General features: G+C 43.9%; 23 protein-coding genes. 15 read left to right on the top strand and 8 right to left on the bottom strand.

Annotated features, from left to right (window positions below; translation table 11 throughout):
• The first annotated feature begins 34 nt into the window (after positions 1 to 34).
• The 7 genes from nirB (at position 35) to ONE56_RS17785 (ending at position 9,728) form a co-directional block, all read left to right on the top strand.
• Positions 35 to 2,593, top strand: coding sequence for a nitrite reductase large subunit NirB (gene nirB, locus ONE56_RS17755; RefSeq protein WP_423840621.1), 2,559 nt, complete (start codon positions 35 to 37; stop codon positions 2,591 to 2,593).
• Between the two features lie 36 nt (positions 2,594 to 2,629).
• Positions 2,630 to 2,956 carry a nitrite reductase small subunit NirD gene (gene nirD, locus ONE56_RS17760; RefSeq protein ID WP_041153945.1) on the top strand — a complete coding sequence of 109 codons (327 nt, stop codon included), beginning with the start codon at positions 2,630 to 2,632 and terminating at the stop codon, positions 2,954 to 2,956.
• An 89-nt stretch (positions 2,957 to 3,045) separates the two neighbouring features.
• On the top strand, positions 3,046 to 4,515 hold the full coding sequence (locus ONE56_RS17765) for a NarK family nitrate/nitrite MFS transporter (protein WP_041153946.1): 1,470 nt from the start codon (positions 3,046 to 3,048) through the stop codon (positions 4,513 to 4,515).
• 245 nt (positions 4,516 to 4,760) lie between these two features.
• A complete protein-coding gene (locus ONE56_RS17770) occupies positions 4,761 to 6,482 on the top strand; it encodes a protein kinase domain-containing protein (RefSeq protein WP_423840622.1) in 1,722 nt (573 codons plus the stop codon).
• A gap of 85 nt (positions 6,483 to 6,567) precedes the next feature.
• On the top strand, positions 6,568 to 7,212 hold the full coding sequence (gene narL, locus ONE56_RS17775; RefSeq protein WP_041153948.1) for a two-component system response regulator NarL: 645 nt from the start codon (positions 6,568 to 6,570) through the stop codon (positions 7,210 to 7,212).
• Positions 7,213 to 7,471: 259 nt separating this feature from the next.
• On the top strand, positions 7,472 to 9,064 hold the full coding sequence (locus ONE56_RS17780; protein WP_423841152.1) for a phosphoethanolamine transferase: 1,593 nt from the start codon (positions 7,472 to 7,474) through the stop codon (positions 9,062 to 9,064).
• Positions 9,065 to 9,404: 340 nt separating this feature from the next.
• Positions 9,405 to 9,728: a DUF1840 domain-containing protein gene (locus tag ONE56_RS17785; RefSeq protein ID WP_331437677.1), complete on the top strand. Its 324-nt coding sequence runs from the start codon at positions 9,405 to 9,407 to the stop codon at positions 9,726 to 9,728.
• An 87-nt stretch (positions 9,729 to 9,815) separates the two neighbouring features.
• Here the strand turns inward: ONE56_RS17785 and ONE56_RS17790 are convergent, their stop codons facing one another.
• Entirely contained in the window at positions 9,816 to 10,976 is a 1,161-nt protein-coding gene (locus ONE56_RS17790) for a benzoate/H(+) symporter BenE family transporter (RefSeq protein ID WP_331437678.1), read from the bottom strand.
• A gap of 103 nt (positions 10,977 to 11,079) precedes the next feature.
• Here ONE56_RS17790 and ONE56_RS17795 point away from each other — a divergent pair, with 103 nt between their 5' ends.
• Complete coding sequence (locus ONE56_RS17795; RefSeq protein ID WP_041153950.1) at positions 11,080 to 11,619, top strand: helix-turn-helix domain-containing protein; 540 nt, start codon at positions 11,080 to 11,082, stop codon at positions 11,617 to 11,619.
• Between the two features lie 79 nt (positions 11,620 to 11,698).
• Here ONE56_RS17795 and ONE56_RS17800 read toward each other — a convergent pair whose 3' ends face one another.
• The gene (locus ONE56_RS17800) at positions 11,699 to 12,091 is read right to left on the bottom strand and encodes a hypothetical protein (protein ID WP_041153951.1); all 393 of its coding nucleotides are present in this window, start codon (positions 12,089 to 12,091) and stop codon (positions 11,699 to 11,701) included.
• Between the two features lie 849 nt (positions 12,092 to 12,940).
• Between ONE56_RS17800 and ONE56_RS17805 the strand changes: the two genes are divergently transcribed.
• Positions 12,941 to 13,555, top strand: coding sequence for a glutaredoxin domain-containing protein (locus ONE56_RS17805; RefSeq protein WP_041153952.1), 615 nt, complete (start codon positions 12,941 to 12,943; stop codon positions 13,553 to 13,555).
• 176 nt (positions 13,556 to 13,731) lie between these two features.
• On the opposite strand, the gene ONE56_RS17810 is transcribed toward ONE56_RS17805, so the two are convergent.
• From ONE56_RS17810 to ONE56_RS17825, 4 genes are all read right to left on the bottom strand, one after another.
• On the bottom strand, positions 13,732 to 13,866 hold the full coding sequence (locus ONE56_RS17810) for a hypothetical protein (RefSeq protein ID WP_128814582.1): 135 nt from the start codon (positions 13,864 to 13,866) through the stop codon (positions 13,732 to 13,734).
• A 132-nt stretch (positions 13,867 to 13,998) separates the two neighbouring features.
• A complete protein-coding gene (locus ONE56_RS17815; protein ID WP_041153953.1) occupies positions 13,999 to 14,346 on the bottom strand; it encodes a hypothetical protein in 348 nt (115 codons plus the stop codon).
• A 71-nt stretch (positions 14,347 to 14,417) separates the two neighbouring features.
• Positions 14,418 to 15,701 carry a peptidoglycan DD-metalloendopeptidase family protein gene (locus ONE56_RS17820; RefSeq protein WP_331437681.1) on the bottom strand — a complete coding sequence of 428 codons (1,284 nt, stop codon included), beginning with the start codon at positions 15,699 to 15,701 and terminating at the stop codon, positions 14,418 to 14,420.
• 121 nt (positions 15,702 to 15,822) lie between these two features.
• On the bottom strand, positions 15,823 to 16,455 hold the full coding sequence (locus tag ONE56_RS17825) for a hypothetical protein (RefSeq protein ID WP_331437682.1): 633 nt from the start codon (positions 16,453 to 16,455) through the stop codon (positions 15,823 to 15,825).
• Between the two features lie 207 nt (positions 16,456 to 16,662).
• Between ONE56_RS17825 and ONE56_RS17830 the strand changes: the two genes are divergently transcribed.
• Both ONE56_RS17830 and ONE56_RS17835 read left to right on the top strand, forming a co-directional pair.
• The gene (locus tag ONE56_RS17830; protein WP_041153955.1) at positions 16,663 to 17,328 is read left to right on the top strand and encodes a YoaK family protein; all 666 of its coding nucleotides are present in this window, start codon (positions 16,663 to 16,665) and stop codon (positions 17,326 to 17,328) included.
• 489 nt (positions 17,329 to 17,817) lie between these two features.
• Complete coding sequence (locus ONE56_RS17835; protein WP_423840623.1) at positions 17,818 to 19,182, top strand: YjiH family protein; 1,365 nt, start codon at positions 17,818 to 17,820, stop codon at positions 19,180 to 19,182.
• Positions 19,183 to 19,242: 60 nt separating this feature from the next.
• Here the strand turns inward: ONE56_RS17835 and ONE56_RS17840 are convergent, their stop codons facing one another.
• Positions 19,243 to 19,596 (bottom strand): hypothetical protein, encoded by a 354-nt coding sequence (locus ONE56_RS17840; protein WP_423840624.1) that lies wholly within the window; start codon positions 19,594 to 19,596, stop codon positions 19,243 to 19,245.
• 231 nt (positions 19,597 to 19,827) lie between these two features.
• On the bottom strand, positions 19,828 to 20,985 hold the full coding sequence (locus ONE56_RS17845; RefSeq protein WP_423840625.1) for an amino acid permease: 1,158 nt from the start codon (positions 20,983 to 20,985) through the stop codon (positions 19,828 to 19,830).
• 770 nt (positions 20,986 to 21,755) lie between these two features.
• On the opposite strand from ONE56_RS17845, the gene ONE56_RS17850 reads away from it, so the two are divergent.
• The 4 genes from ONE56_RS17850 to ONE56_RS17865 all read left to right on the top strand — a co-directional run bounded on the left by ONE56_RS17850 (position 21,756) and on the right by ONE56_RS17865 (position 25,231).
• Positions 21,756 to 22,505, top strand: a complete 750-nt coding sequence (locus ONE56_RS17850) for a hypothetical protein (protein WP_423840626.1) — start codon at positions 21,756 to 21,758, stop codon at positions 22,503 to 22,505.
• A 100-nt stretch (positions 22,506 to 22,605) separates the two neighbouring features.
• A complete protein-coding gene (locus ONE56_RS17855; RefSeq protein WP_423840627.1) occupies positions 22,606 to 22,944 on the top strand; it encodes an ArsR/SmtB family transcription factor in 339 nt (112 codons plus the stop codon).
• A 312-nt stretch (positions 22,945 to 23,256) separates the two neighbouring features.
• Positions 23,257 to 24,048 carry a PhzF family phenazine biosynthesis protein gene (locus ONE56_RS17860; protein WP_423840628.1) on the top strand — a complete coding sequence of 264 codons (792 nt, stop codon included), beginning with the start codon at positions 23,257 to 23,259 and terminating at the stop codon, positions 24,046 to 24,048.
• A 235-nt stretch (positions 24,049 to 24,283) separates the two neighbouring features.
• Complete coding sequence (locus tag ONE56_RS17865; RefSeq protein ID WP_423840629.1) at positions 24,284 to 25,231, top strand: HlyD family secretion protein; 948 nt, start codon at positions 24,284 to 24,286, stop codon at positions 25,229 to 25,231.

The following is a 25,231-nucleotide window of genomic DNA, read 5'->3' on the forward strand; positions in this document are numbered from 1 at the left end:
CAAGAATTTCAGAATCACTAAGGGAAATAAGATTATGAGCAAACAAAAAATCATTGTGGTCGGTAACGGAATGGTCGGCCACAAATTCATCGATACTCTGATTCAATCTGAACAGGATGATATTGAAGTCCTCACATTTTCTGAAGAGCCTCGATTAGCGTACGATCGCGTGCAATTGACCTCTTACTTTACTGGCAAGACTGTCGATGACCTTTCGTTAACAAGCGAAGGTTACTATCAGTCAAACGGCATAAAATATTTGCTGAATGAAAAAGTCAGCAACGTAAACCCAGACACTAAAGAGATCGTTACCTCATCAGGCCGTGTTGAGAGTTACGACAAATTAGTGCTCGCCACAGGCTCATACCCTTTTGTTCCACCGATCCCAGGTAATGAAAAAGAATTCTGTCATGTGTACCGCACCATTGAGGACTTAGATGAAATCGAACGTTCGAGTAAAGACAGTAAAATTGGCGTTGTTATTGGGGGCGGTCTTCTGGGTTTAGAAGCAGCGAATGCCATTAAGAACCTAGGGTTAGAAACACACGTTGTTGAGTTTGCACCTCGCTTGATGGCGGTTCAGCTCGATCAAGATGGTGGTGATTTACTTCGCCGCAAGATTGAAGCGCTTGGTGTGACTGTTCATACCGAGAAAGCGACAACTGAAATCGTCGACGGAAGCGAATGTCGCTACAGAATGAATTTTTCTGATGGTACGCATATTGATACGGACATGATCGTATTCTCAGCAGGCATTCGCCCTCAAGACGAACTTGCCCACAATAGCAGTATAGAAATTGGCGAGCGCGGCGGTATCGTCATCAACAACCAATGCCAAACCAACTATGAAGATATCTATGCGATTGGTGAATGTGCCTTGTGGGAACAACGTATCTTTGGTTTAGTCGCACCGGGCTACCAAATGGCGAAAGTAGCCGCTCAGCATATCCTTGGTTCTGTGCAGGCAACCCAGTTTACTGGCGCGGACATGAGCACCAAATTGAAATTAATGGGTGTGGATGTCGCGAGTATCGGCGACGTGCATGGTCAAACATCCGGCGCACTATCATACACATACAAAGACGAAATTGAGCAAGTTTATAAACGTCTCATCGTTTCTGAAGATAAGAAAAAGATTGTCGGTGCGGTACTCGTGGGCGATGCCTCAGCTTACGGTAATCTATTACAGATTCGTCAAAATGATCTTCCGCTACCGGAAAATCCATCCGTATTAATTCTGCCTAACGTCGCTGAAGATGAATCTGCAGGACTGGGTATTGATGCGTTACCAGACAGCGCAGTTATCTGTTCATGCTTTGATGTCACAAAAGGTTCTATCAAACAAGCGGTAGCGGCTGGGTGTACTTCTATGACGGCGTTAAAAGAAACCACCAACGCATCAACAGGTTGTGGTGGGTGTAGTGCGCTCGCAAAACAAGTGCTCGATAGCGAGTTAGAAAAGCTGGGAGTCGAAGTCAATAACCATGTTTGCCAACACTTTGCTTACTCTCGTCAAGAACTGAGCGATATTATTCGCGTTAATAAAATCAAAACCTTTGATGAGCTGCTAGAGAAGCATGGCCAAGGCTTAGGTTGTGAGATCTGTAAGCCGACTGCGGGTTCGATTTTAGCATCCTACTGGAATGACTATATTTTGCAGGATGAACATATCGAACTGCAGGATACCAATGACATCTATCTCGGCAATATGCAAAAAGATGGCACTTACTCCGTAGTTCCACGCGTTGCTGGCGGAGAAATTACACCAGAAAAACTCATTGTTATTGGCGAAGTGGCCCGTGATTACGATCTCTACACCAAGGTCACTGGTGGACAGCGAATCGACCTCTTTGGTGCTCAGCTTAATGACCTCCCTGCTATCTGGACACGCCTTGTTGATGCGGGCTTTGAAACTGGTCATGCCTACGGTAAGTCCGTTCGTACCGTCAAGTCTTGTGTGGGTAGCACTTGGTGCCGCTACGGTGTTGGTGACAGCATAGGTTTCGCTATCGATTTAGAGAACCGTTATAAAGGCCTTCGCTCTCCTCACAAACTCAAGTTTGCCGTATCTGGTTGTACGCGCGAATGTGCCGAAGCTCAGTCAAAAGATATTGGCGTTATCGCAACAGATAAAGGTTGGAACTTATATGTATGTGGTAATGGCGGTATGCGCCCACGCCACGCTGACTTGCTCGCAACCGATCTCGACGATGAAACCTTGATTAAGTATGTCGATCGCTTGCTCATGTTCTACATCCGTACCGCGGACAGATTGCAACGCACTTCTGTATGGCTGGAGAACCTTGAGGGTGGCCTGGATTACCTAAAAGAAGTCGTAATCGAAGACAAACTTGGATTAGCAGAAGAACTGGAAAAATCCATGCTCGACAACATTGCTAACTACCAGTGTGAATGGAAAACAACATTGGAGTCGCCTGAAAAATTGCGCCGATTCAGCCACTTTATTAACAGCCCCGACCGCGATGAAGCGCTACAGTTCGTGACTCTCAGAGATCAGAAATTCCCAAAAGATCGAACGGTTTCTAAACAGACAGCAGACGACCTAGCCATTGAAGTGGTCGAAGTCAGCTAAAACACTGATTAAATCATTAATTTTAGGAGAAGAGACATGGAAAACTGGATATCAATCTGTGAGTCTGATGCTATCGCACCAAACACCGGCGTTTGTGCCAAAGTCGAAGATAAGCAAATCGCTATTTTCTTTAGCAAGCGTACGAATTCGTTGCACGCTATTTCCAATTACGACCCCATTGGCAAAGCCAATATTTTGTCGAGAGGCATTCTCGGCTGCATGGACGATAAACTGTGTGTGTCATCACCGTTGTACAAACAACACTTTTGCCTAGAAACCGGACACTGTATTGAAGACCCAGAATACAACGTGCCGATTTATCAAGTAAGAAATAACAACGGCACTATTGAAGTAAAGCAGTAACGAGAAGTATTCGACATCAATGCGTGGCATTGCCTACAGAACATAATTAGGGAATGCCACAGAGAAAACGCTTACAAGGATTAATGAACATGGAAAGCTCTAAATTCAACCTTCTTTCCTTCACTGGAAAAATGAAAATCCTCCACTTAAGCTGGATGGCATTTTTTATCACTTTTGTTGTTTGGTTTAACTTTGCGCCAATGCTGCAGATGGTGAAAGAATCACTTGGCCTATCAAGCCAGGAAATCAAAACGCTACTGATTTTGAACGTAGCACTGACCATACCAGCACGTGTACTCATTGGTATGTTTACCGACCGTTTTGGCCCACGTATCGTCTACTCAACGTTGCTGGCTATCTGCTCTATCCCATGTTTCATGTTCGCCTTTGCAGATTCCTTTATTCAGGCGGCTATTGCACGCTTTCTACTTGGCTTTATCGGTGCAGGCTTCGTTATTGGTATTCGTCTTGTGTCTGAGTGGTTTCCACACCATCAACTCGGGACAGCAGAGGGCATTTATGGCGGTTGGGGTAACTTTGGCTCTGCTGCTGCAGCGTTTACCCTACCAACACTCGCACTGATGTTCGGAGGTGACGATGGTTGGCGCTATGCGACCGCGATAACGGGTGTGATGAGTCTGCTCTTCTCGGTTATTTTCTACAAAAATGTGTCCGACACTCCGAAGGGTGCAACCTATTTCCGTCCAAAACATCTGTCAGCAATGGAAGTAACATCAAAAGGCGACTTCTTTTTCCTATTGGCAATGAAAGTTCCGATGTATGCAGTACTGGCTTTGCTTGCATGGAAACTGTCACCAACTAACATCAACATGCTCGACCAATGGATGGTTAACGCGATCTACGCTGGTCTTGCCATTCTTTACATCGTCGATGCGAACCAAGTATGGAAAGTCAACAAAACGATTTTCCAAAAGCCAGTCGAGCCTATCCATCAGTACAAATTCAAGCAGGTTGCAGTATTAAACGTTCTGTACTTTGCGACGTTTGGCTCTGAGCTTGCGGTGATTTCCATGCTACCGCTGTTCTTCTCTGAAACATTCGAGTTAACACCAGTTGTAGCGGGTATGGTCGCTTCTGCTTATGCGTTCATGAACCTGATGTCTCGCCCTGGTGGTGGTTTAATCTCAGATAAATTTGGCCGTAAGCTAACGCTTCTGATACTGACTGCTGGTCTTGCCGTAGGCTATTTCTTAATGGGTCAGGTGAACGAAAGCTGGCCAGTATGGGTAGCAGTAGCTGCTGCAATGGCGTGTTCATTCTTCGTCCAAGCAGGTGAAGGCGCGGTGTTTGCTACTGTCCCGCTAATCAAACGTCGAATGACTGGACAAATCGCTGGTATGACCGGTGCTTACGGTAACGTTGGTGCTGTGACTTATCTAACGATTCTATCTTTTGTCTCTTACCAAACGTTCTTCTTTGTCATCGCTGCGACCGCTGTTGTCGGCTTTATTGCGCTAATGTTTATGGAAGAGCCAGCAGGGAAAATTGCAGAAGTTAACGAAGATGGTAGCGTCACATTAATCGATGTATCACATTGATACTCATCGTAAGTACTTCATATAGAGACTTAACGTAGAGATAGTGAACGTAAATAGTTTTATCGGGAGGTATTGAGCTTTGCTTGCCAAGATAGGATTCACTACCTTGGTACAAAGCATCAATATCGTTCAGAAGCTCAACCATCTCCGGTTGGGCTTTTGTTCTTGATAACCATTTACTCTCGATAACCATTTGTTCTTGATAAACAAGTGATGGCAAGATACGGGATTCAAGGGAAGCATGAATGTCAGATCAAAAACATATTGAATATTCTGGTTGCTCTTTAACAGGAAAAAGAGCAGAAAACCAAGATGCTTTTATCGTGAAATACCCCACGACACGGGATGAGCTAACCTATAAAGGGGTTGTGGCCTGTATCGCCGATGGCGTGAGCTGTAGTAATCAAGCTCAACAAGCCAGCCAGACTACGACCACTCAATTTGTAACAGACTACTATGCTACCCCGCTAAGCTGGAGTATTAAGCGTTCCGCAAGTGAACTACTCACCAGTTTAAACTCTTGGCTGTACAATCAAGGCAAAGATCACCTCTATCACAACGGTATGGTGACCACGTTCAGTGCGGTAGTAATTAAATCCAATACCGCTTATATCTTCCATGTCGGTGATAGTCGAGTATATCTATTCCGTGACAACAAGCTGACCCTTCTCACCCGTGATCATCAGCGCACTAACTTCGGCCACCAGCATTATTTGACGCGTGCGCTTGGTATAGATGAAAAGGTTGAAATAGATTTTCAAACCTTGGCACTAACAGAAAACGATAAATTAATTTTAACCACGGACGGCGTACATGAGACGTTAACAAACGAGGAAATGAAACAGCACGCGCTCAGCATAGAGGGTTGCGAAGAGCTCTCTCAAGCATTATGTGACGCGGCGTTGTCGCAAGGCAGTTCCGATAATACAAGCTGCATCGTCTTAAAGGTTAATCAATTGCCGAGCTATGACTTGATTGAGCATCAAAACGCCTTACTCGCAAACAGCATTCCACCAGCATTGGAAAAAGGTCAGGTCCTCGATCATTTTGAGATTTTAAAAACCCTTTACGATGGAGCTCGCAGTCATGTTTATCTCGCTCGTGATAAACAAAGTCTCCGTAATATCATTATTAAAGCCCCCTCCTTGAATGACAGCGAAAACCCACAAACGCTAAAGCGGTTTGCCAATGAATATTGGATTGCCACTCAATTAGACAGTCACCGAGTGATGAAAATGTTTCCTCGGCCAAGTGAATCAAAGTTCATCTATCAGGTATGCGAATACATTGAAGGAGTCACTCTGCGTCAATGGATGCATGATCACCCTAACCCGCCTCTCGATATCGTTCGGGAGATATTGGATAGCATCGTCAAAGCGGTACGCGTGTTTCAGCGCGCAGACATGATTCATCGTGACCTCAAGCCTGAAAACATTATGGTCACAGGCAATCGCGAAGTAAAAATCATCGACTTTGGCGCAGTGGAAGTCAAAGGTCTGAGTGAAATGCAAAGTGAAGAAAAAGCGTCTTTCCCTCTTGGTTCCGTCAATTATACCGCTCCTGAGTACATTAACACTGGGGACGCAAGCACACTCTCTGATCTGTTTTCTATCGGTATCATCGGTTACGAAATGCTGACTGGCCACCTTCCTTACAAGGAACAGTCACAGCAAACATTGCAGCAAGCCAGACACATCAAATGGCAATACCATTCACTGAAAGAATACCGTGATGATATTCCACTCTGGGTTGACTTGGCATTTCAAAAAGCGACCTCAGAGCTACCGAGTAAACGTTATCAGGCCCTAGGTGATTTTATTGCCGACCTTTTCACACCGAATGTCCAATTACTCAATGACGTTGGAAACAAGCCATTACTAAAACGCAACCCGATTTTATTCTGGAAGTCCCTTGCGGTCGTCGCGTGTATCGTTGCCGTCGTTGAAGGTTTGTTATTATTTCGGTGAGCAACGATACATAAACGATTAAAAGGTATGTCCGTTATAAATCATGATAAAATACAAATCTTGTTAAAGTTAAAAGGAGTTAACTTTGAGCTCAAGAGAAGCAACGATAATGCTGGTCGATGACCACCCACTGTTTCGCAGTGGTTTAAGACAATTGCTTACTTTGGAAGAAGGTTTGCAAGTGATCTGCGAATATAGCAATGGCGCTGAAGCGATTGAAGGCGCAATTCAACACGACCCGGATTTGATTATCCTCGACCTCAACATGCAAGGTATGAGTGGTTTGGAGACGGTTCGTAATATGCGAGAACAAGGCGTCACGGCTCGTGTCGTCATGCTCACCGTGTCTGACAATGAAGAAGATGTTCTGGAAGCCATATCGAGCGGCGCTGATGGTTATTTATTAAAAGACATGGAGCCAGAAGATATTGTCACCAACATTAAACAAGCGGTATTAGGACAACTCGCCTTGTCTGACCGACTGACCAAAGTACTTCTCGAATCAAGTTCTAAGCCCCAAAAGCAGCCCCGAGATAACCCACTCAAAACACTCACCAATCGCGAACTGGAAATTTTGTCACTCATCTCAAAAGGCATGAGTAATAAACTCATCGCCAATGAGCTAAACATCACAGACTCTACGGTCAAGGTTCATGTGAAGAACTTACTCAAAAAAATAAATGTAAGTTCACGTTTGGAAGCGGCTGTTTGGATGATGGAACATCAGTAGTAACGTATAGGTGCGCGAAAACCTGCGTTGCTACTGGTGCATTTAAAAAGCATTACCACAGAGGAAAGCCACTACTTTTCTAACCTGATCGAGTACATCGTCGGCGTTTATGGCATTGCGTCTCATGATAAAAGGCCACATAGCTATAACTTAAGCCAATCTTAAGTTTCGTTTTGCATACTCCTTCCATGTTCCAAATTGCAACCACGTTGTCATGCCTGATTTAAAAAGCTTTTCGTTTCCTCGTATTAACATGAATATGACCTCTCTTGTCATCCTATGCGCAATCTACTTTGGTACGGTAATGAACTACCCCGTACTAAATGCCATTTTTGATTTGAGCTCAGATGTCACTAATCCTATATTTGCTTATACCGCTCCAGTGTTACTAATTTGTGCTTTTGTGATTATCTTTTCCATGTTTGCATGGCCGTACGTATTCAAGCCCTTCATGGCGTTTGTCGTGTTGACGTCTGCCGCTGCGCTCTATGCAGAGGTAAACTTCCACGTGCTATTTGATACATCAATGATGGAAAGCGTCTTTGAAACCAATGCATCTGAAGTCTCGTTCTACTTCAACACAGAAAGCGTTATCTACTTGCTGTGTTTTGGGGTCCTGCCCTGCGTGTTTCTCGCGATGGTTCGTGTGACGCCATCTCGTACCTGGACGGTAGCCATCATCTCCCGCCTTGGTGTCGTACTACTTGCTGTCGCTGGTATTGGTCTCGTCGCCGCTACCAGCTATAAGGATTACGCTTCGGTTGGCCGTAACAACCACTATCTCAACCGAATGATCATCCCTGCGCATATTTTTAACGGTGCAAAATACTTAAGCAAAACTTATTTTGAAACCGAGCTTGTTTATAAAGACCAAGGTACTGACGCCAAGGTCGCAGTCTCACCTAACGGCAAACCAACGTTGATGGTGGTGGTACTAGGTGAAACGGCCCGAGCAATGAATTTTGCCTACAATGGTTATGATCGTGATACAAACCCTTATACTAAAGGGATGGGCTTAATCTCATTTCAGAATGTGTCCTCGTGCGGCACCTATACGGCACTGTCGGTACCGTGTATGTTCTCCAACATGACTCGTAAGAGTTACGACAAACCCCGCGCAGCCGCGCAAGATAATGCACTAAACGTACTGCAACATGCGGGCGTCGACGTATTGTGGATCGACAACGATGGTGGCGACAAAGGTGTCGCGAAAAAACTACCATATGATCCTATCAATACGTCCCTGAAGGATCAGAACTGTAATGGCACAACTTGTTTTGATGTTGCTATGATGGCAAACGCAAAAAAATTCATTGAGGGAGCATCAAGCAACAAGCTGTTGGTACTTCACACAATAGGCAGTCATGGTCCGACATACTGGCAACGATATCCTGATGCTCAAGCTCCATTCCAGCCAGCTTGTAACCGCAGTGATATCGAAAATTGTAATGACCAAGAAATAACGAACGTATACGATAATACCTTGGTATATACCGACTACGTTTTAGCCCAAGTGATCAATGAGCTCAAAAATGTGTCTAGCGATTACAATGTGATGATGACGTACATTTCCGATCACGGTGAATCTCTAGGAGAGAGTGGACTCTATCTACACGGCACACCCTACATGATTGCGCCTAAGGAACAAACGCACGTGCCTTGGTTAGTTTGGATGCCAGAGCAGTACGCCCAACAAAAAGGAATCAGCACACAATGTATTCGAGAAAAAGCGAACGATAGTGTGCTATCTCACGACAACTTGTTCCACACCCTGCTTGGTTTATATGGCGTGCACTCACAAGTCATAGATCCTAAGTTTGATATAACGCACGACTGCCAAAAAGCCGTGTAAACCTGTTAATTGAGGTCGTCATTCGTCCTCAACTTATCAACACACTCGAGAACGCTACTCATACAAGAAATACAAGAACGCCTCTTCCATCAGGAGGAGGCGTACATAACTCCTGCGTCATCTATGATGATTGCTGTTGTTGCTGTTGTTGCTGTAGATAAACTGGCACATTTTCCCTATAACAGCCAGTTCGTGTTTTTAAGTGACACATTGATATCGCCAAACCAGCATAAATACCCCATACTCATAGTGTTAAGCATTGAGTTATCGTGAACTATCCACTGTTTGTTGATGCTAATACCGAGACGCTAACGCGAATTATGAAGAAACGAGGCCAATCATGTTAATCACTTTCCGCTGTAAAGCTTACGCCAACGTTATGATGTTTGGTGATGTCGCGTTACACATGCTGCAACTGATGGGCGTCAGCCAGACCGTACCTAGCTCTATTTCTCCCACAGAAGCGGCCACGGCTCTCAGCAACTTAAAAGCCGCTATTGAACAGGAAAAAGAACGAGCTCAAGATGAAGATAAACAAGACGAAGACAACGATGATGAGTGGGCTCCGACGCCAGTGAGTCTCTCATCTAGAGCAATACCACTGATTGAATTACTGAGTGCTGCGGTAGCAGATGACTGTGATGTGATGTGGGATTCAAACTAATTGTAGTGACGTTTTTTTGGGGGAGACAAGTCAGCGCCGTCTCCCTACTCCACAGCCCTTCACGTTACGTGCTTTTATGCACGTTTCTTACTGGCAGTTTTTCTTACTGACATGCAAGTATGCCATACCCACTAGTAGTCCCCAAAGGGTGGCACTAATCCCTAAAAAGCTTATACCGGAAAGGGTGATCAGAAACGTAAAGAGTGCCGGCTCGCGATACCCTTCATCTTTAAAAGCCGATTGTAGGCACATCAGCAACGTTCCCAACAACGCAAAGCCAGCTAAAATCGACGTCACTTCGGGTGGAAGAGACAAAAATAACTTCACCACGCTTGTCGCGAATAGACCCGCGATAAGGTAAAACACCCCAGCCCAAATGACAGCACGGTATCTCTGAGTTCGATCAGAATCCACTTCAGGCGTCATGCAGATTGCGGCAGAAATGGCCGCTAAATTAACACTAAAGCCACCAAAAGGCGCTGAAACTATATTCACCAAACCAGTACCAATCAAAACCGGTTTGACGGGCGGTTTGTAGCGATAACTGTTCATCATCGCAATGCCCGGTAAATTCTGTGAGAGCATAGTAATAAGGTACAACGGTATCGCTAAGTTCAAAATGGCAGTGATATCCAGTTCAGGCGTGACCCATACCGGTTGTGTTAATGAAAATTCCGAAAGTTGCAGGGTATGTTCATCAGCTACAAAGGTATACAGAAGCCCAACCACCAATAGTATCAACATGGCATATCTAGGCATAAAATGTTTCGCCAACAAAAAGCTCACGAACATGACCAGAAATATCGTTGGTGTGCTTGTTACCGTTTCAAACCCGCCTAAGCAAAAAGGCAACAAAATAGCGCCTAACATTGCCGTACCTAATTGGGATGGTATTCGTTCAAGTGCCCGACTCAGTGGACTGATTAAACCTGTTAAGAAAATTAACAGTCCCGACACCACAAAAGCCCCTATCACTTGACTCAATTCATAGTGAAGCGTGGCAGCCACCAACATAGCGGCGCCGGGCGTCGACCATGCCGTTAATATTGGTGTTTTATAAAGCCACGAATACCCTATAGAAGTTAGCCCCATTATTACGCCCAACGCCAACAACCAGCTCTCTATTTGGGGCTGTGTTGCACCAGCTGAGGTTGCGGCCTGAATGATTATGACAACCGAACTGGTATAACCCACAAGGACAGCGGTAAAGCCAGCAGAAATGTGACTTAAGTTGAATAGGCTTTTCATCGGTGATTTTCCCGTTTATATGTTAAAATCCTTTTTCGTGCGTTATTACGCACACACCAAACCATAACACTGTGCGCTATAACGCACAACGGGATATTTTGTTGTGAAGGAATCGATTTTTAAATCTGAAATCGCTCAGCACTTAAAAGCGGAGCGCAAAAGACAAGGCTTAAGCTTGGATGCGACATCCAAGTTAACTGGCGTATCTAAAGCCATGCTTGGGCAAATAGAAAGGGAAGAATCCAACCCAACTATTGCGACACTGTGGAAGATCGCTAGCGGGTTAAATACCTCTTTTTCGGCCTTTTTTGCTCATGTACCAGACTTGCGTTCTGGAGAAAGAACGTTTCCTGATGACTCAAAAATGAAAGTCAGTACATTGTTTCCCTACCAGTCAGATTCTGGTTTGGAAATGTTCGAGATCACACTAACGGAACATCACAAACAAATGTCTTCGCCTCATGGCATCGGAGTTATCGAACATGTCCACGTACTGAGTGGAGAACTAAATGTGTTTTTTAATAATGAATGGCATTGCGTAAAGGAAGGAGAAAGCCTGCGCTTTTTCAGTGATCAGCCACACGGATATGAAGCGGCTACCGAATCAACAACGTTCCAAAATATCGTTTGTTATCCGAAATAGTTGCGAACTAAAGACATGAAAAAGCCCCTCTCTTCAGAGAGGGGCTTTGATAAGCAATATTAATTTTTAAAGGTATCGTTTATTTAAACGCAAGTTTGTTGGTGCCGTATTGACCACAAGACGCATTGTCGAACGCAGGTACCTTACCTTCATTGTAAGAGTCCATAACCACTTGAGGGTCTTTTGGCTCTTCAAGCTTCGCTTTAAGTAGTGTTTTTGTTGTTACACGAGCAAGATCAGAATCACTTTCCATAATTTTCATCATTTCATCGATAAAAGCATCACCACGAACAGCCCAGTCTGCACTGTCGTCGATGTCGTATTTATCAATCGTGTACGCCAACGAACCACACATCGCTACTGCGCCTTTTGCATCTAAATCCGCGACTAAGTCATCCCAGTTAGATAGAACTTGAGCTTGAGCACCAACACTAACAAAACCCAATACAGCTGCGATTAGAACTTTTTTCATTTTGTAATACCTTATTCAAATAGTATTTCAACTACAGAAATTGTCTCTTGCTCTGGCGTGTTTTTACGCGAAACTTGTTTGCAAAAAGACAATGCGATTGTGTGCTCACGTCTTATTTGTTGTCAGAGTTTAAAACATCTGTACATCCAAATTTGACGTCAACACGTGGAGTAGCAGTAATGTCCATTCCATTTGTTTAGCAACTGCTTATGTGCTTGGCCTTAGTGACCAACAGGCTATTAATCCATAGGGCTTTGCCCTCGCCCTTGTTAGCGCACACAAAACAGTGTAGTTACTTTCATCACAAAGAGTGAATAATTAAAATTAATAATCATTAAAATCAAACTAATCAACAACTTAATAAAAAACACCGTTTTATATATCAGGTGTTAAATCAGTAAGTGTTAAGCGAAATGATTGGTCTTTAGCTCGACAAACTTCACGCAGGATCCAAATTCAAGGGACTAATCGAGGTTAACATGCCTAAATGACACTGAAATGAATACGTTATCGTGTGCTTTTTAAAGTAGGTGCCCTGTTTTAATGCAAATTTTCACTGACTTAGTGCATTCCCTCTAAACCATGCTACTTAAAAAAACAAAAATACAATAAAATCAACAAGATGAATTTTTGGCACGCAAGCTGCAATAGTTATAATGCAAATGCATGGCAGCGTTTGTGCTTCTCGTTCTTTGTACCTGTATCAACAGGCACGTCCTTTGAATTGGTAATGTCGCCTCCCTCGGGAGGCTTTTTTTTTATCAAAAATACGGTTTGCTGAAAGAAAAGTATCATCCCTACGTTCATATATAATATGAACATTTCAGCGATAATGAATGAGGAAAACGTATGCTTCAACCGATCAAACTGACGCTTTACCCTTGGGCTGGCAGTTGGGGGCCCTTTAAGGTAAACATTCCCTGCGGTGAATGCACGTTGACAAAAGACATACTGGCGGATGCTCTCGAGAATGAACTCGCAGGTATTCCTGTCCAAATTGAAACGAAAGATTGGTTGTCACACTGGTGGGAGCCACTCAAAGTCGGCGCCTGGCACGCCCCTATTGTTATCGTCGAAGGAAAACTGGTTAGTCAAGGCGAAGCACTCAATAGAGGAGCACTGATTCAAGCTGTCATTTCAGAATGGGTGAAACGAGACCAACTAAAGGGTAACGTCGTTTTTGGTAAAGCAAAATGCCCATACTGCATTAAAGCCAAACAGCTTCTTGATGACGCTGGAGTGCAATATCAGTATTACGATGTGGTTAAAGATAGTGCAGCGCTGTACCGTATGATACCTGAAGTTAAAGCGATAATTGGTGAAAAAACGCCTGTCACTGTCCCTCAAATCTGGTTGGAAAGTCAATACGTTGGAGGAATGGTTGATTTAGAAAAATGGTTAGAGAAAAAGGGATTAGATAAAATGCCTGATAATGTTATCGATATCCCAAACCAATCAGGTTGACACGAACTAAAATGTTTGGCTGGAAAAACTGTGTTTTCGGTGAGTATTTTTTGTTTATAGATTGCTGTTTGTCTAATGAATAGTCGCTTGTTTAACGAATAGTAGTGATTAATATCAACATTCTAAAAGTAAAACGCCCTGCTCAATTGAACAGGGCGTTTTGGTATTAGTTCGTATTAGTGCGAGAGCTTTTTAACTATACGAGCAAACACTGAAACTTTTTTCTTTTTTGATTTACCGTAGAGTGCTTTGTGCATTACATCCTTAGCAATCATTTGGCCAATATAAGCGCCACCTATTTCGTGATTCATGACCTTCTCCTGTTTATTAACCAAGTCGTTTATGTAGTAAGTTTACTCCACAAAAGCAAAAAAACAAGATATACATCACAAAATTTTGTAATTTAATTTCAGCAATAGTTTGAGCTAGCGTACCGTCCCCTATTAACGCTTAGGCTGATGATACGTTTTCCCCGCCGCAACATAAGTATCTTTCTGTTTGATTTCAAAGAAAGTTTCAAAAAACCAAGCGGCAAATTTCACTAAGTGATCGCCTTCGTTCATTACATGTTCCACGTATTCCTGCTCAACGCCTGCATCATCCGTTTGAGTCGTAACATGGTAAATACGTTTTTCACCTTCTACCTCAGCAAGAGCAAATTGACCAGTCAGAGACTGCGCAACCTCGGCTATTTCCTGCTCGTCACAGGTTTTAAGCAATTCAAGTGCCTGAGGCATAGTATCCTGCTGGACCAGTTGTTTGACTAAAATTTCAAATTCATTTTGTTGCATTCTTTCACCTAAAAATTAAGAGACCAAGCAATGCTTGGTCTCTTGTCTTGAAGCCTATTGAGTATAGCCCGTTACAGCACTGCTTTTTCTTTCTCTTTAAGCAGTCTATTCATTTCATCTCTGTTAGCAATAAACGTCGCCATTTCTTTCTTAGGGACGGAGCTCGCCATTGGAATGTTTGCTCTCATTGCGTTGACAGGACGTCCATATTCAATCAACTCATAATGTAAGTGAGGCCCTGTGACACGACCTGTTTTGCCTGATAGACCAATACGCTGACCTCGAGAGACCTTCTGACCTTTCTTCACCAAAATTTTACTCAGGTGTAGGTAACGTGTTTTGTATTTGCTGCCGTGCTCAATCACCACATAATTCCCCGCATATGGGTGCTTACGCGTCATAATCACTTTACCATCACCGGTCGATACCACTGGTGTACCAATTGGCGTAGCGAAGTCCGTACCGTTGTGAGGAGCAATACGTCCGGTTACAGGGTGGTGACGGTTTGGATTAAAACCAGAACTGATTCGCCAGCCACGGCTAACAGGGTAACGCTGGAAGGCTCTCTGTAGACTCTCACCTTTCGCGTTGTAGAACTGACCATCTGTATGCAGATAGGCAGAGATTTCTCGACCACGGTTAAAAATTTTGATCGCTTCGATCTCATTCTTACCTGTCGAGATGCCATCAATGTTTTGAGCACGTCGAACGACTTCAAAACGGTCACCTGCACGTAAATCTCGTCCAAAGTTCACCTGCTCTTTGAGCAAACTAACAACTTGGCTAATTTCTGCAGATGTTAAACCGATACGACTCGCAGAAGAAGAAAAACTTCCTCGGATGACACCAACTAGCGGTTCTTGAACCCATACACCGGGGATTGAAATATCACTGAAGTCGTAGCCACCATCACTATTGAGTTGATAAACCACTTTATCTGCAATTGAAAATTGCAGTTCCATTTTTTCCAACTCGCCGGCGTTTTCATTACGCCAAAAGCGCAATACGTTCCCAGGCTTCAACGTATCCAAAGCGAGGTAGTTTAAATCGGTTTCCATTACTTTCATCAATGAACTGTAACCGAAACCTAACTGGCTAAAAATGGTGCTTAAATTGTCACCAGCTTGGATTTGATATTCAAAATTAGGTGGCGTAACGACTTCAGCAGTCGTTGCGTCAAGAATTCTTTCAACAACCTGCGATTCTGGCAGGTTTAAGGCGATGGTTTTTGTTAAAGACGACTCTTTGAGAGAGTGAGAAATACCTATCGCGGCTAAAACTGGCAAGGAGTACAACAGTAGCGCTCTACGACTTGTCAGATTCGGCAACCGTTTTGTGTTTTCTTTTGTGGACACGGGAATCACTAGCTCCTTTCAAACAAGTGTTATATCTTATGCAATCCCGTATAAGAAATCACTAGTAAATTTCGCGATCTAGCGCAGAAAACTCCTACTTTTTACATTAATCAAAATAAATTCATCCTTGTTGCATATGTAAGGAATTTCCTACATGAATGAATATGGCCGAATTCAATTGATCAGGTTGCTCTGCCATTGCTTGAGTATCGCTGTGCGAATAATACGACACACTGATTTTTTCGTCGTCATTCCACACCAACTGAGTGATGTTTACTCTGTCACCAATGTATTGGCTGTCGAGTAACACCACACGACTAGGAATGGGATCAAACTTGAACAGACCAATATAGTAGAATGCACCTGTCCCTTGAGTCGTGACAATCATAGGCGCGACAACCCATGGAACATCCTCTATATCGCGTTTAACGATAAACTCGGTTAACACCTTTACTTGGCCCTTTGTCGCACCAGCATCATATTGACCGATCAAATACCCTGACTCTTTATCCCATTCATCTAAAAAAGTGACCGCGCTTTGCTCAGGCACCTGTATTGTCCAAGGGTTTCGAGATGATATGCCTAAGGTATCCTTCACTATAGAATTGATTTGTGTCTTGGCTTGCGGAAATTTCGCCATGATCTCTTCGTCTGACAAACTAAAACGATAAATACCCGCGATGCTCACCACGACCAACAAAACAATCGGAATCAAAAGAATAAGAGGAATGGGCAAGATTTTCTTACCAGTCATAGGGGCTTCCTTATCAAAAGAGTTATCGATGTCTTCCGCCCGGATTATAACCTCAAATCACTTCAAGGTGCAGGACTCAGAGCCTAACTAAGAACCACTTCGAAGATCGCTTTACGATATATTGGTATAGGCTGCCAACCAGGCGCTGTTGTCAGTAGTAAAACATGAGCGTTATAATCCCCGCTTAATATCAGTTGGGGCACTATTTTGATTTCCAAACTTCCTCGTTGGGTAGAATATGGCGCATTTCTGTTAGCCCTTTTAGCAGGCTGCGTCAATGCTGTCGGTCTGCTCGGCTTTCACCATCAAGCGATTACACATATTTCGGGTACTGTGACCCAACTAGGGAGCAGTTTACTGACAGATATCGACAGCCCAATTCACCTGTTTCTTATCGTATTTAGCTTTTTAATTGGTGCAGCATTTAGCGGTTTCTTCATTGAAAGCAGCGCCTTAAAACTCGGGCGTCGTTATGGCGTCGCACTTTGTATTGAAGGTAGCTTGCTTTTACTCAGTTTTGGCTTTTTAGTTCAAGGCAACGTATATGGCCAATATCTCGCTTCGGCAGCCTGTGGTTTGCAGAACGCGATGATCACCACCTTTAGCGGCGCCGTTATTAGAACCACACACATGACGGGAATCATTACAGACTTGGGGATCATGATTGGGGAAAGTTTACGAGGAAGACAATTTGACCGGCGCAAAGCTAAACTGTTCTTTTTTATCTTTTCTGGGTTCTTGTTAGGTGGAATCGTCGGCGCTGCGCTTTTCGATATATTTGGGTTACGTACACTGCTCTTTCCCGCCTTGCTATCATTCGGTATCGCGTTTATTTACTGGGCATACCTATATTTCCATGCTCATAAAGAATAACGAAATGCGGATTATTATCCATAGCATGATGCCTTAGTGTGTGAATCCGTCATGGCAAACTCAGTGAATATGTCACAAAGACACTGAAACATTTCCCAACTCAAATGCTCGCCTTTCACCTTCACAACACGTTCACAAAAAGCTTACAAACTAAAGATTCCAATTAAAATCCACACAAATTAGAGTGATGCGGTTCTCATTTATAATGCTTTTTAATATTTCTATCACACTGTAAGTCATTGCTAATCATCACGAGCCCTCAAAATGATACAATGCACTAACATTAACAACATATTTACATACATTGTCTTATTTTTTAGACAAAAAGCCACAGCTTACTCTGAATATATAGATAATTTTAATGAATAGTATTGCATCAAAAATGGTTTACAGGTAGGCTCACTTCCTGCGGCTGAATACGGATGTTTAGTGAATATTTATGTCATGGAATATGACAAGTGTATTGACTAGTAGTAACAAGAGACGCTTATGCATAACAACATTAATGCGGTAGAAGCCCCAAAACGCAACTTTTGGATGTTTTTCATCCCATCCTTTATCGGTCTTCTGCTCTTCATGGCACCCATCTCTTACGATGGCGGTCTCACCATCCCTGTTGCGGTCCTAGCACAAGTCATTCCAGCCGTTCTTGGTGATGCACTTATCGCGATTATTACGGGTATTATCGCTCTAATGGCTGTTGCCTCTCTTCTTTGCAAGATTTTTCAACCATCTGCTGTGATTCGTAATAGCTTTCTCAACGGTCTGTTTAATCCATCACCATTGTGGTTACTTGTTCGTCTTATCGGTGGTGTAGCCGTCGTGATGACGTTTTTTCAAGTCGGTCCAGAAGCGATTTGGGAAGAAAACACGGGAGGTTTGGTATTAACTGGTTTATTGCCGACCTTGTTCGCTGTCTTTATCTTCGCGGGCCTATTGCTCCCACTATTACTTAATTTCGGTCTATTGGAGCTGATTGGAGCGCTACTCAGTAAAGTGATGCGTCCTGTATTTAATTTGCCTGGTCGTAGTGCCATTGACTGTATGGCTTCTTGGCTGGGTGATGGCAGTGTTGGCATACTTCTCACTAGCAAACAGTACGAAAATAAATTTTATACTCAGCGTGAAGCGGCTGTCGTTGGTACTACGTTCTCTGCGGTATCAATCACATTCAGTTTGGTGGTCATTGCTCAAGTTCAGTTGGAACACCTATTCCTACCGTTTTATGGCGCAGTTTGCTTAGCAGGAATCGTCGCCGCAATCATTATTCCGCGCCTACCACCATTGAGCTTGAAGACAGATCGTTACATTGATGGGAGTGAGCCAAACGCCAATAGTGATGCATTGCCAGAAGGTCATACGGCCTGGTCTTGGGGTATGGATTTAGCTCTACAGCGCGCCTCACAAGTAACATCTGTACGTTCAGTATTTAAAGAAGGCGTACACAATGCGGTTGATATGGTATTCGGCGTACTACCTGTGGTTATGGGCCTTGGAACCGTTGCCCTCATGATTGCTGAGTATACTTCGGTATTTGAAGTGCTAGGCCAACCGTTTATCCCATATTTGGAGCTTCTGCACATTCCAGAAGCAGTTGCTGCGTCACAAACCATCGTTGTTGGCTTTGCTGATATGTTTATTCCAGCTATTCTCGCTGCGTCTATCGACAATGAAATGACTCGATTTGTTATTGCTGCGATGTCAGTCACTCAGCTTATCTACATGTCTGAAGTTGGTGCCCTACTACTCGGGAGCAAAATTCCTGTTAACATCGTTGAGCTGTTCGTTATTTTTATCCTTCGTACACTGATCACACTTCCAGTCATTGCGGGTGTGGCACACCTGATTTTCTAACCTGAACAGAGCAAAGAAAAAGGCTTCGCATTGCGAAGCCTTTTTTGTACCCAAAGTTAACTACAATTTAAGACCAACATGGATATAGCGATCATTTGAACGACGGTAATAATGATCATCCACTTTTAAGTAAGTCAGATTCCCTATTTGAATGAAAACACTATCCCTTGGTATCCGATCTCGGTAGTAGTATCGATGCCTAGGAGGTCTTGAATCAATCACAACTACGTCTCGATGTCTGTGTTTATGCTTATGTTTGCGTTTGTGATGATGTCGGTCATCATAATAGTGATCGTGATGATGATGAGCACGCTTATGGCCATGCTTATGTTTTGGATCCGCTATCGCGTCGGCACTAAACATACCGAGAGAAAGCAAAGCGCCAGCCATGGCAACAGATATTTGTTTTGACACAACCGTTCTCCTTTTAAAAAGTAACCGTCTCAATAATAGGAATCAACGCAGTAACCCATGTCAGGCTTTGGCTAAGGTTTATTACTAAATCGTCAGAGTTTTGGTTGTGTATCAGCGTTACGTCAGAGCCATTTTCAGCCAATTTGCATTCATATACATAGAGTTATTTGATAAATAAAGAAAAAGCCGCACAGATAAACTGTGCGGCTTTCAAATAATTCAGATTAGTCTTTAGACTGCTTGGGCAAGCAACAGGAAGCAGCCAAATAGGAACATCATGCTCATTCCCATCGTGCCACCACCCGCTTCATAAATAGTGTCGTCTTCAACCGATACTCGGCGTACTTTCATCGTCATCGAAAGCGGAACAAACACCGCAAGGAATACGAGAATAATTCCAGCATAGCTTAAAATCGCTAAGAAATGTTCTGGCGCGAACACCGCCCCCAGTAACGGCAAAACAAAAGTGGCAATAAAGACTACTGGCTTATTGGATTTAAGTAAGTCTGCGTTTTGATCATAAAGTGCCATGGCAACACCTAAGAAAGAAGTCAACAACGCAAGGCCAGTGAACAAAGAGAGAATAAACGCCAATCCAGAATATTTTTGACCAAGAACAGCAATTAACTCCGTTACATTTGCGTATTGCACCAACTCTTGAGGAGGCAAGTTACCCACCACAGCAAGCAGCCACAATAAGTAGCAGACTAGAGGAATCGTTGAACCAATGATGATCATATTACGTAACTGGTTCTTACTCGCTTCTTTGTTGTAACTCACGAGTGACGGAATAACCACCATAAACCCAAAACTGGTAAACAGGACTGAACTGGTTTTTATCAACGCGATCTTGTCGTCACTAACAACCTGATCCAATCCTTCGAAACTAGCGCTTGGCATAAGAGCAAAAAGCGTAAGAATAAGCGCAACAATCATACCTACAAAAAGACCACGATTAAGCTTATCGACAACCCCTGTGCCAGCAGAAACAATAATGCCGACCAAGAGCGTAAAGCCTACTTGACTCGAGACGGTAGAAATAGGCAGTCCAACCGAGGCTGTGACTTTCTGAACCAAATCACCCGCGCCAATAATGTAAGCCATCAACAAGCATACTAACAACGCGTAAAGCAGTCCGTTCGTAACCAATTGACCACCTTTACCCAGCGTTTCGCGCGCAATAGCGTTCATGCTGACGCCACCGCCGACTTTACAACTTGCTTCCAAAAGAAGCAGAGCAGCATAAGTCGTCCCAGCCCAAATAAAGAGCATGAGAAGTGTACCCCATAAAAGGCCAAATTGTGCAAGCACCATAGGTATAGCAAGCATACCGGCGCCAAGTGCAGTTCCTGCGACGATCAGAGAACTGCCGATTAGTTTTAGATTCACGGTTAATACCTCAACATTCAATCCGTTTTGTTTTCACCGACGCACAAGGAAATGAGCACGGATGCAGAAGCTATCCCCACCTAAACATGAACGCAAAAGTACACTTTTGAGGCGAAAAAGATACAGGCCAAATAGAGACTGACTCTACGGCGAACATATCTATCCGTTTTTCCGGTCGATGCTTGGTTGATGAAGCGTCACCATTTTGGGTTCGAAGCAAAATGAGTCCTTTCACCAACCATCCCCCCACTCACTATTGAATGGACGAAATTCGCATGGATTGTAAGCCATAATTAGCAGAATTAACAATGAAAAGACCTATCACATGGTGATATATTTCAATAGACTCACCTAGATTGCACATAGACATCTACCAACCGTTCAGTTACCAGCGATAAAGTCCCCAAAAAATTATCGAGTGATTTAATCGCGAAATAACAACTTGGTATGTACAAAAAAATTTACAGAACCTCAGTAAGCATTTGAGCGCAGTGACGTAGCCTAGCGATGCCATTATCGCTATTATCCACCACGTACCAACACGCTTTGGTACGAATACCTCAACACACTGATTTACGGTTCGAAAATTTTGGTAAATCGGTGTCTGAATGCTGGGTTTCACTCCCCAGCATTTACATCTTGCCTTTACTACTCATCGCCCTTGAATCTTTAGGTTGGCAATCAGCCGAATGAATGGCAGGCTGCTCCGCTCACATACGCCAGGCTACGATATACTTAGAAGTACTAAAAGCCGACAAATGAAGTAGACAATGAAAAACCTTTCTTTGACCCAATGTGTGATAGCGGCCTTTCTGATGCTGCTTGTCGGCACTGCACCTTTGTCAGCAAAAACCGATAACCAACATTCGGTGAGACCAATCACTCAACCGGGTAACAAACATCACACTCGTCTATTAAAGCGCCCGCATCAACCAGTCAAGCCACCCCATAGTCACAGGCCGCCCCATCATTATCGACCACATCACCATAGGCCGCCTTATATCGTTAGGCCACCGAGGCATCACGCAAGCCATTTTTATGTTCGCCATGCGCACTGGTATCCACCTTATCGTGGTCGATATTACTACTATCATAACGATCTTGTAGGCATTGCAACGTTCGCGGTATTTGCCGGGATCACCTACGCAATCGTTCACGATGCCTATTATCAGCAACGCGGTAACCGTTATGTTTATGTAGAGAGTCCACCCGTAGGCAACTACACGATTATTGATGACATACCGAACCGATCGTTATCCAACACCTCAGAGTTAAGACAAACTGATTTGCCCGAGGTAGCCCGTTCGACAAATTCTGCAAACCAAGCTAAACAGATATTGTCGACCAAACGAACCATTAAACCAAGTAGGTATAAACTTGGTCAGATTATCGATACCCTTCCGCACACCAAAAAAACCGTGGTTGTGGATGGTCAAAGTTACTTTAAATATCAGGACACGTGGTTTATTCCTTTACGAGAGCAACGCAAATACAAAGTCGTCAGATCACCTTTGGAGTAACGTAAGTCCTTCTCTGTACCACAACCTACTTTCCTTGCGTAAAACACACGCAGCGAGTAAGATCCATCGCAATTCGACGATTAGCTATCAAAAGCCAAACATGAGTAATAAGTGCACAACAGATTGCCAAGCCGTTTTCAACACGACGCAACAGCAATTAAACAATGAAAAAGAAGTTGCCGCACAAGCGAAAGCCTTGGCGCATCCCGCACGCCTCCGAATTCTGCATATTCTCCATACCTTGGAAAAAATGGATGGCTGCTTGAATAGTGATCTCGTCACTGAACTAGGACTCGCACAATCAACGGTATCGGAACACCTTCGCATTCTTAAGCAGGCGGGTTTCATAACGGCAGAGCCAAATCCACCAAAAGTTTGCTATCGCATACAAAGAGACGCTCTCAATAAATTTAGCGCGCTTTTTTCAGAGTTATTTTAGCGTCTGTTGATCCTCATCACTCAATTCCGATGTATACCCAAATAAGTGCCGAAATTTGAATCGTTCAATCATTATTCGGCGACAGAGGTATCAGGAACCAACCGTGATCATTTGTCTGATAGTTATTGGCCCTCTTACTGAGTTTTCATTCCTAATCGCTTTAGTGAACATAACACTGAGAATGAGAGTGAACGACATCAAACACGACACATAGGCACTTTTTTCTACTTGAAAGTTTCGAGCTAAATTTCTTATTCTCTCAATAATGTTTGGTTTATGCTAACTCACTGCTCAGAGAATAAGGAAGACAGAATGGAACTGGATATTTACGTCGTTGACGCGTTTACTGACTCACAATTTAAAGGCAACTCTGCCGCCGTTGTTCCTCTTACAGAATGGTTGGCACCTGAGCTCATGCAAAACATTGCCTCAGAAAATAATCTCTCTGAGACGGCATTTATTAAAAAAACCGCTCCGAATCAGTATGAGATCCGTTGGTTTTCTCCCCTCACAGAAATCGACTTTTGTGGTCATGCAACGTTAGCGTCTTCGCTGGTATTATTCGAGGAGCTTGGTGTTGAAGGCAGTATCGAATTTCACACGCTGCAAGTTGGCCAACTGTCCGTAGTGAAAAATTCACTCGGCAAGATAGAAATGAGTTTCCCGGCGTTACCACCGCAACCCGTTACGGAGATCCCTACTGCACTGATTGAGGGTCTCAGTAGTCAGGTTGATCGTGTCCTGCTGAGCCAGCAAGCTTATTTCGTGATATTAGGAAGCCAACAAGCAGTGGAGTCGATTGAATACCAATCATTGGAGCTGAAAAAACTCGCGCCATACGATGTTGTCGTCACGGCAAAAGGGTCTGAGTATGATTTTGTTTCGCGTTATTTTTGGCCAGCTAATGGCGGAGATGAGGACCCTGTGACTGGCTCTATTCACGCAGGGCTGGCACCATTTTGGGCAAAAGAGCTTGGCAAAACATCACTTATCGCCTACCAAGCTTCAAAGCGCGGTGGGATTTTACACTGCGACGTGAGCGAAGGTAACGTTAAGGTTTCTGGTGATGGTGTGCTGTATATGAAAGGGAAAATTTTCGTTTAACACGATCAACGACTTCAAGCGAAGCCCAACGTTCGGTTGGGCTATCATGATAAACAGGTCATCAATGGTCCTTAACTCATTCGCTACCGTAACGACAATCCAAGCTATCCTCTGTGAACCAAATATTTTGTTGTGACTTGAATATAAGTCTCTCTATTTAAAAAGAATCGCATCCAGATAACATGCTAAAATGTATCTATTAGGGGTCGGCCGACCTTATAAGGAAGCATGCATTATGAAGAGAATTCTATTCAATACTTTTATCATCGCCCTTCTCGCAGCATGCTCACCAGACAACACACCTCAAGCTCTTGGCACATTAGAACGTGACCGTGTCACTTTTACAGCCACATCGAACGAGATTATTCGAGCCCTCCCCGTCAAAGAAGGTAGCCTAGTGAGTGAAGGGGACGTACTGGTGCAACTGGATAGTACCAGCCAACAAGCGTTGCTCGCTCATGCGGTAGCAGAACAAGCAAAAGCAGATGCCTACTTATTGAAACTGACGAACGGGGAACGACCAGAAGATATCGCGGCCGCCTCTGCAAAAGTAGCAAGAGCCGAGGCACAACTGACTGAAGCACAAAAGAACTTCCAACGCAAAGCCGAATTGGTGCGCAAAAAACTCATCAGTCAATCGGAGAGAGACTCCGCCCTCGCAGCAAGAGACTCTGCCCGAGCAGAGCTAAATTCGACCAAAGAAGAGTTCAGCAAACTTACTGCTGGCTCACGACTAGAGGACATCGAACAAGCTAAAGCTGCGCTAATGGCGGCAAAAGCCGATGTTGCCCTGCAAGAGCAAAAGTTATCAGAGCTGACGATTACGGCAACACGAGAAGGGAAACTGGACAACCTACCGTACAACCTTGGCGAGCGTGTACCTGTTAATGGCATTGTTGCGGTGATTCAGGCTAGCCGCGTGCCCTATGCGCGAGTGTACGTTCCCGCAGACTATCGCATCAACTTCGTACCAGGCAAATCCGTTACGGTGAACGTTGATGGCTTAGACAACCCATTGCAAGGCACGGTGCGCTGGGTGGCGAGTGAACCATCTTTTACTCCTTATTTTGCTCTGACCGAAGAGGAACGTTCTCGGTTGATGTATTTGGCTGAAGTCGACTTGCCCGAGTCGGCAGTATCGTTGCCTTCCGGCATCCCTGCGCAAGTCGATTTGGTGGAATAG

It is taken from the genome of Vibrio mytili (genome assembly GCF_049563345.1).
In the GTDB taxonomy this organism is placed as follows: Bacteria; Pseudomonadota; Gammaproteobacteria; order Enterobacterales; family Vibrionaceae; genus Vibrio; species Vibrio mytili.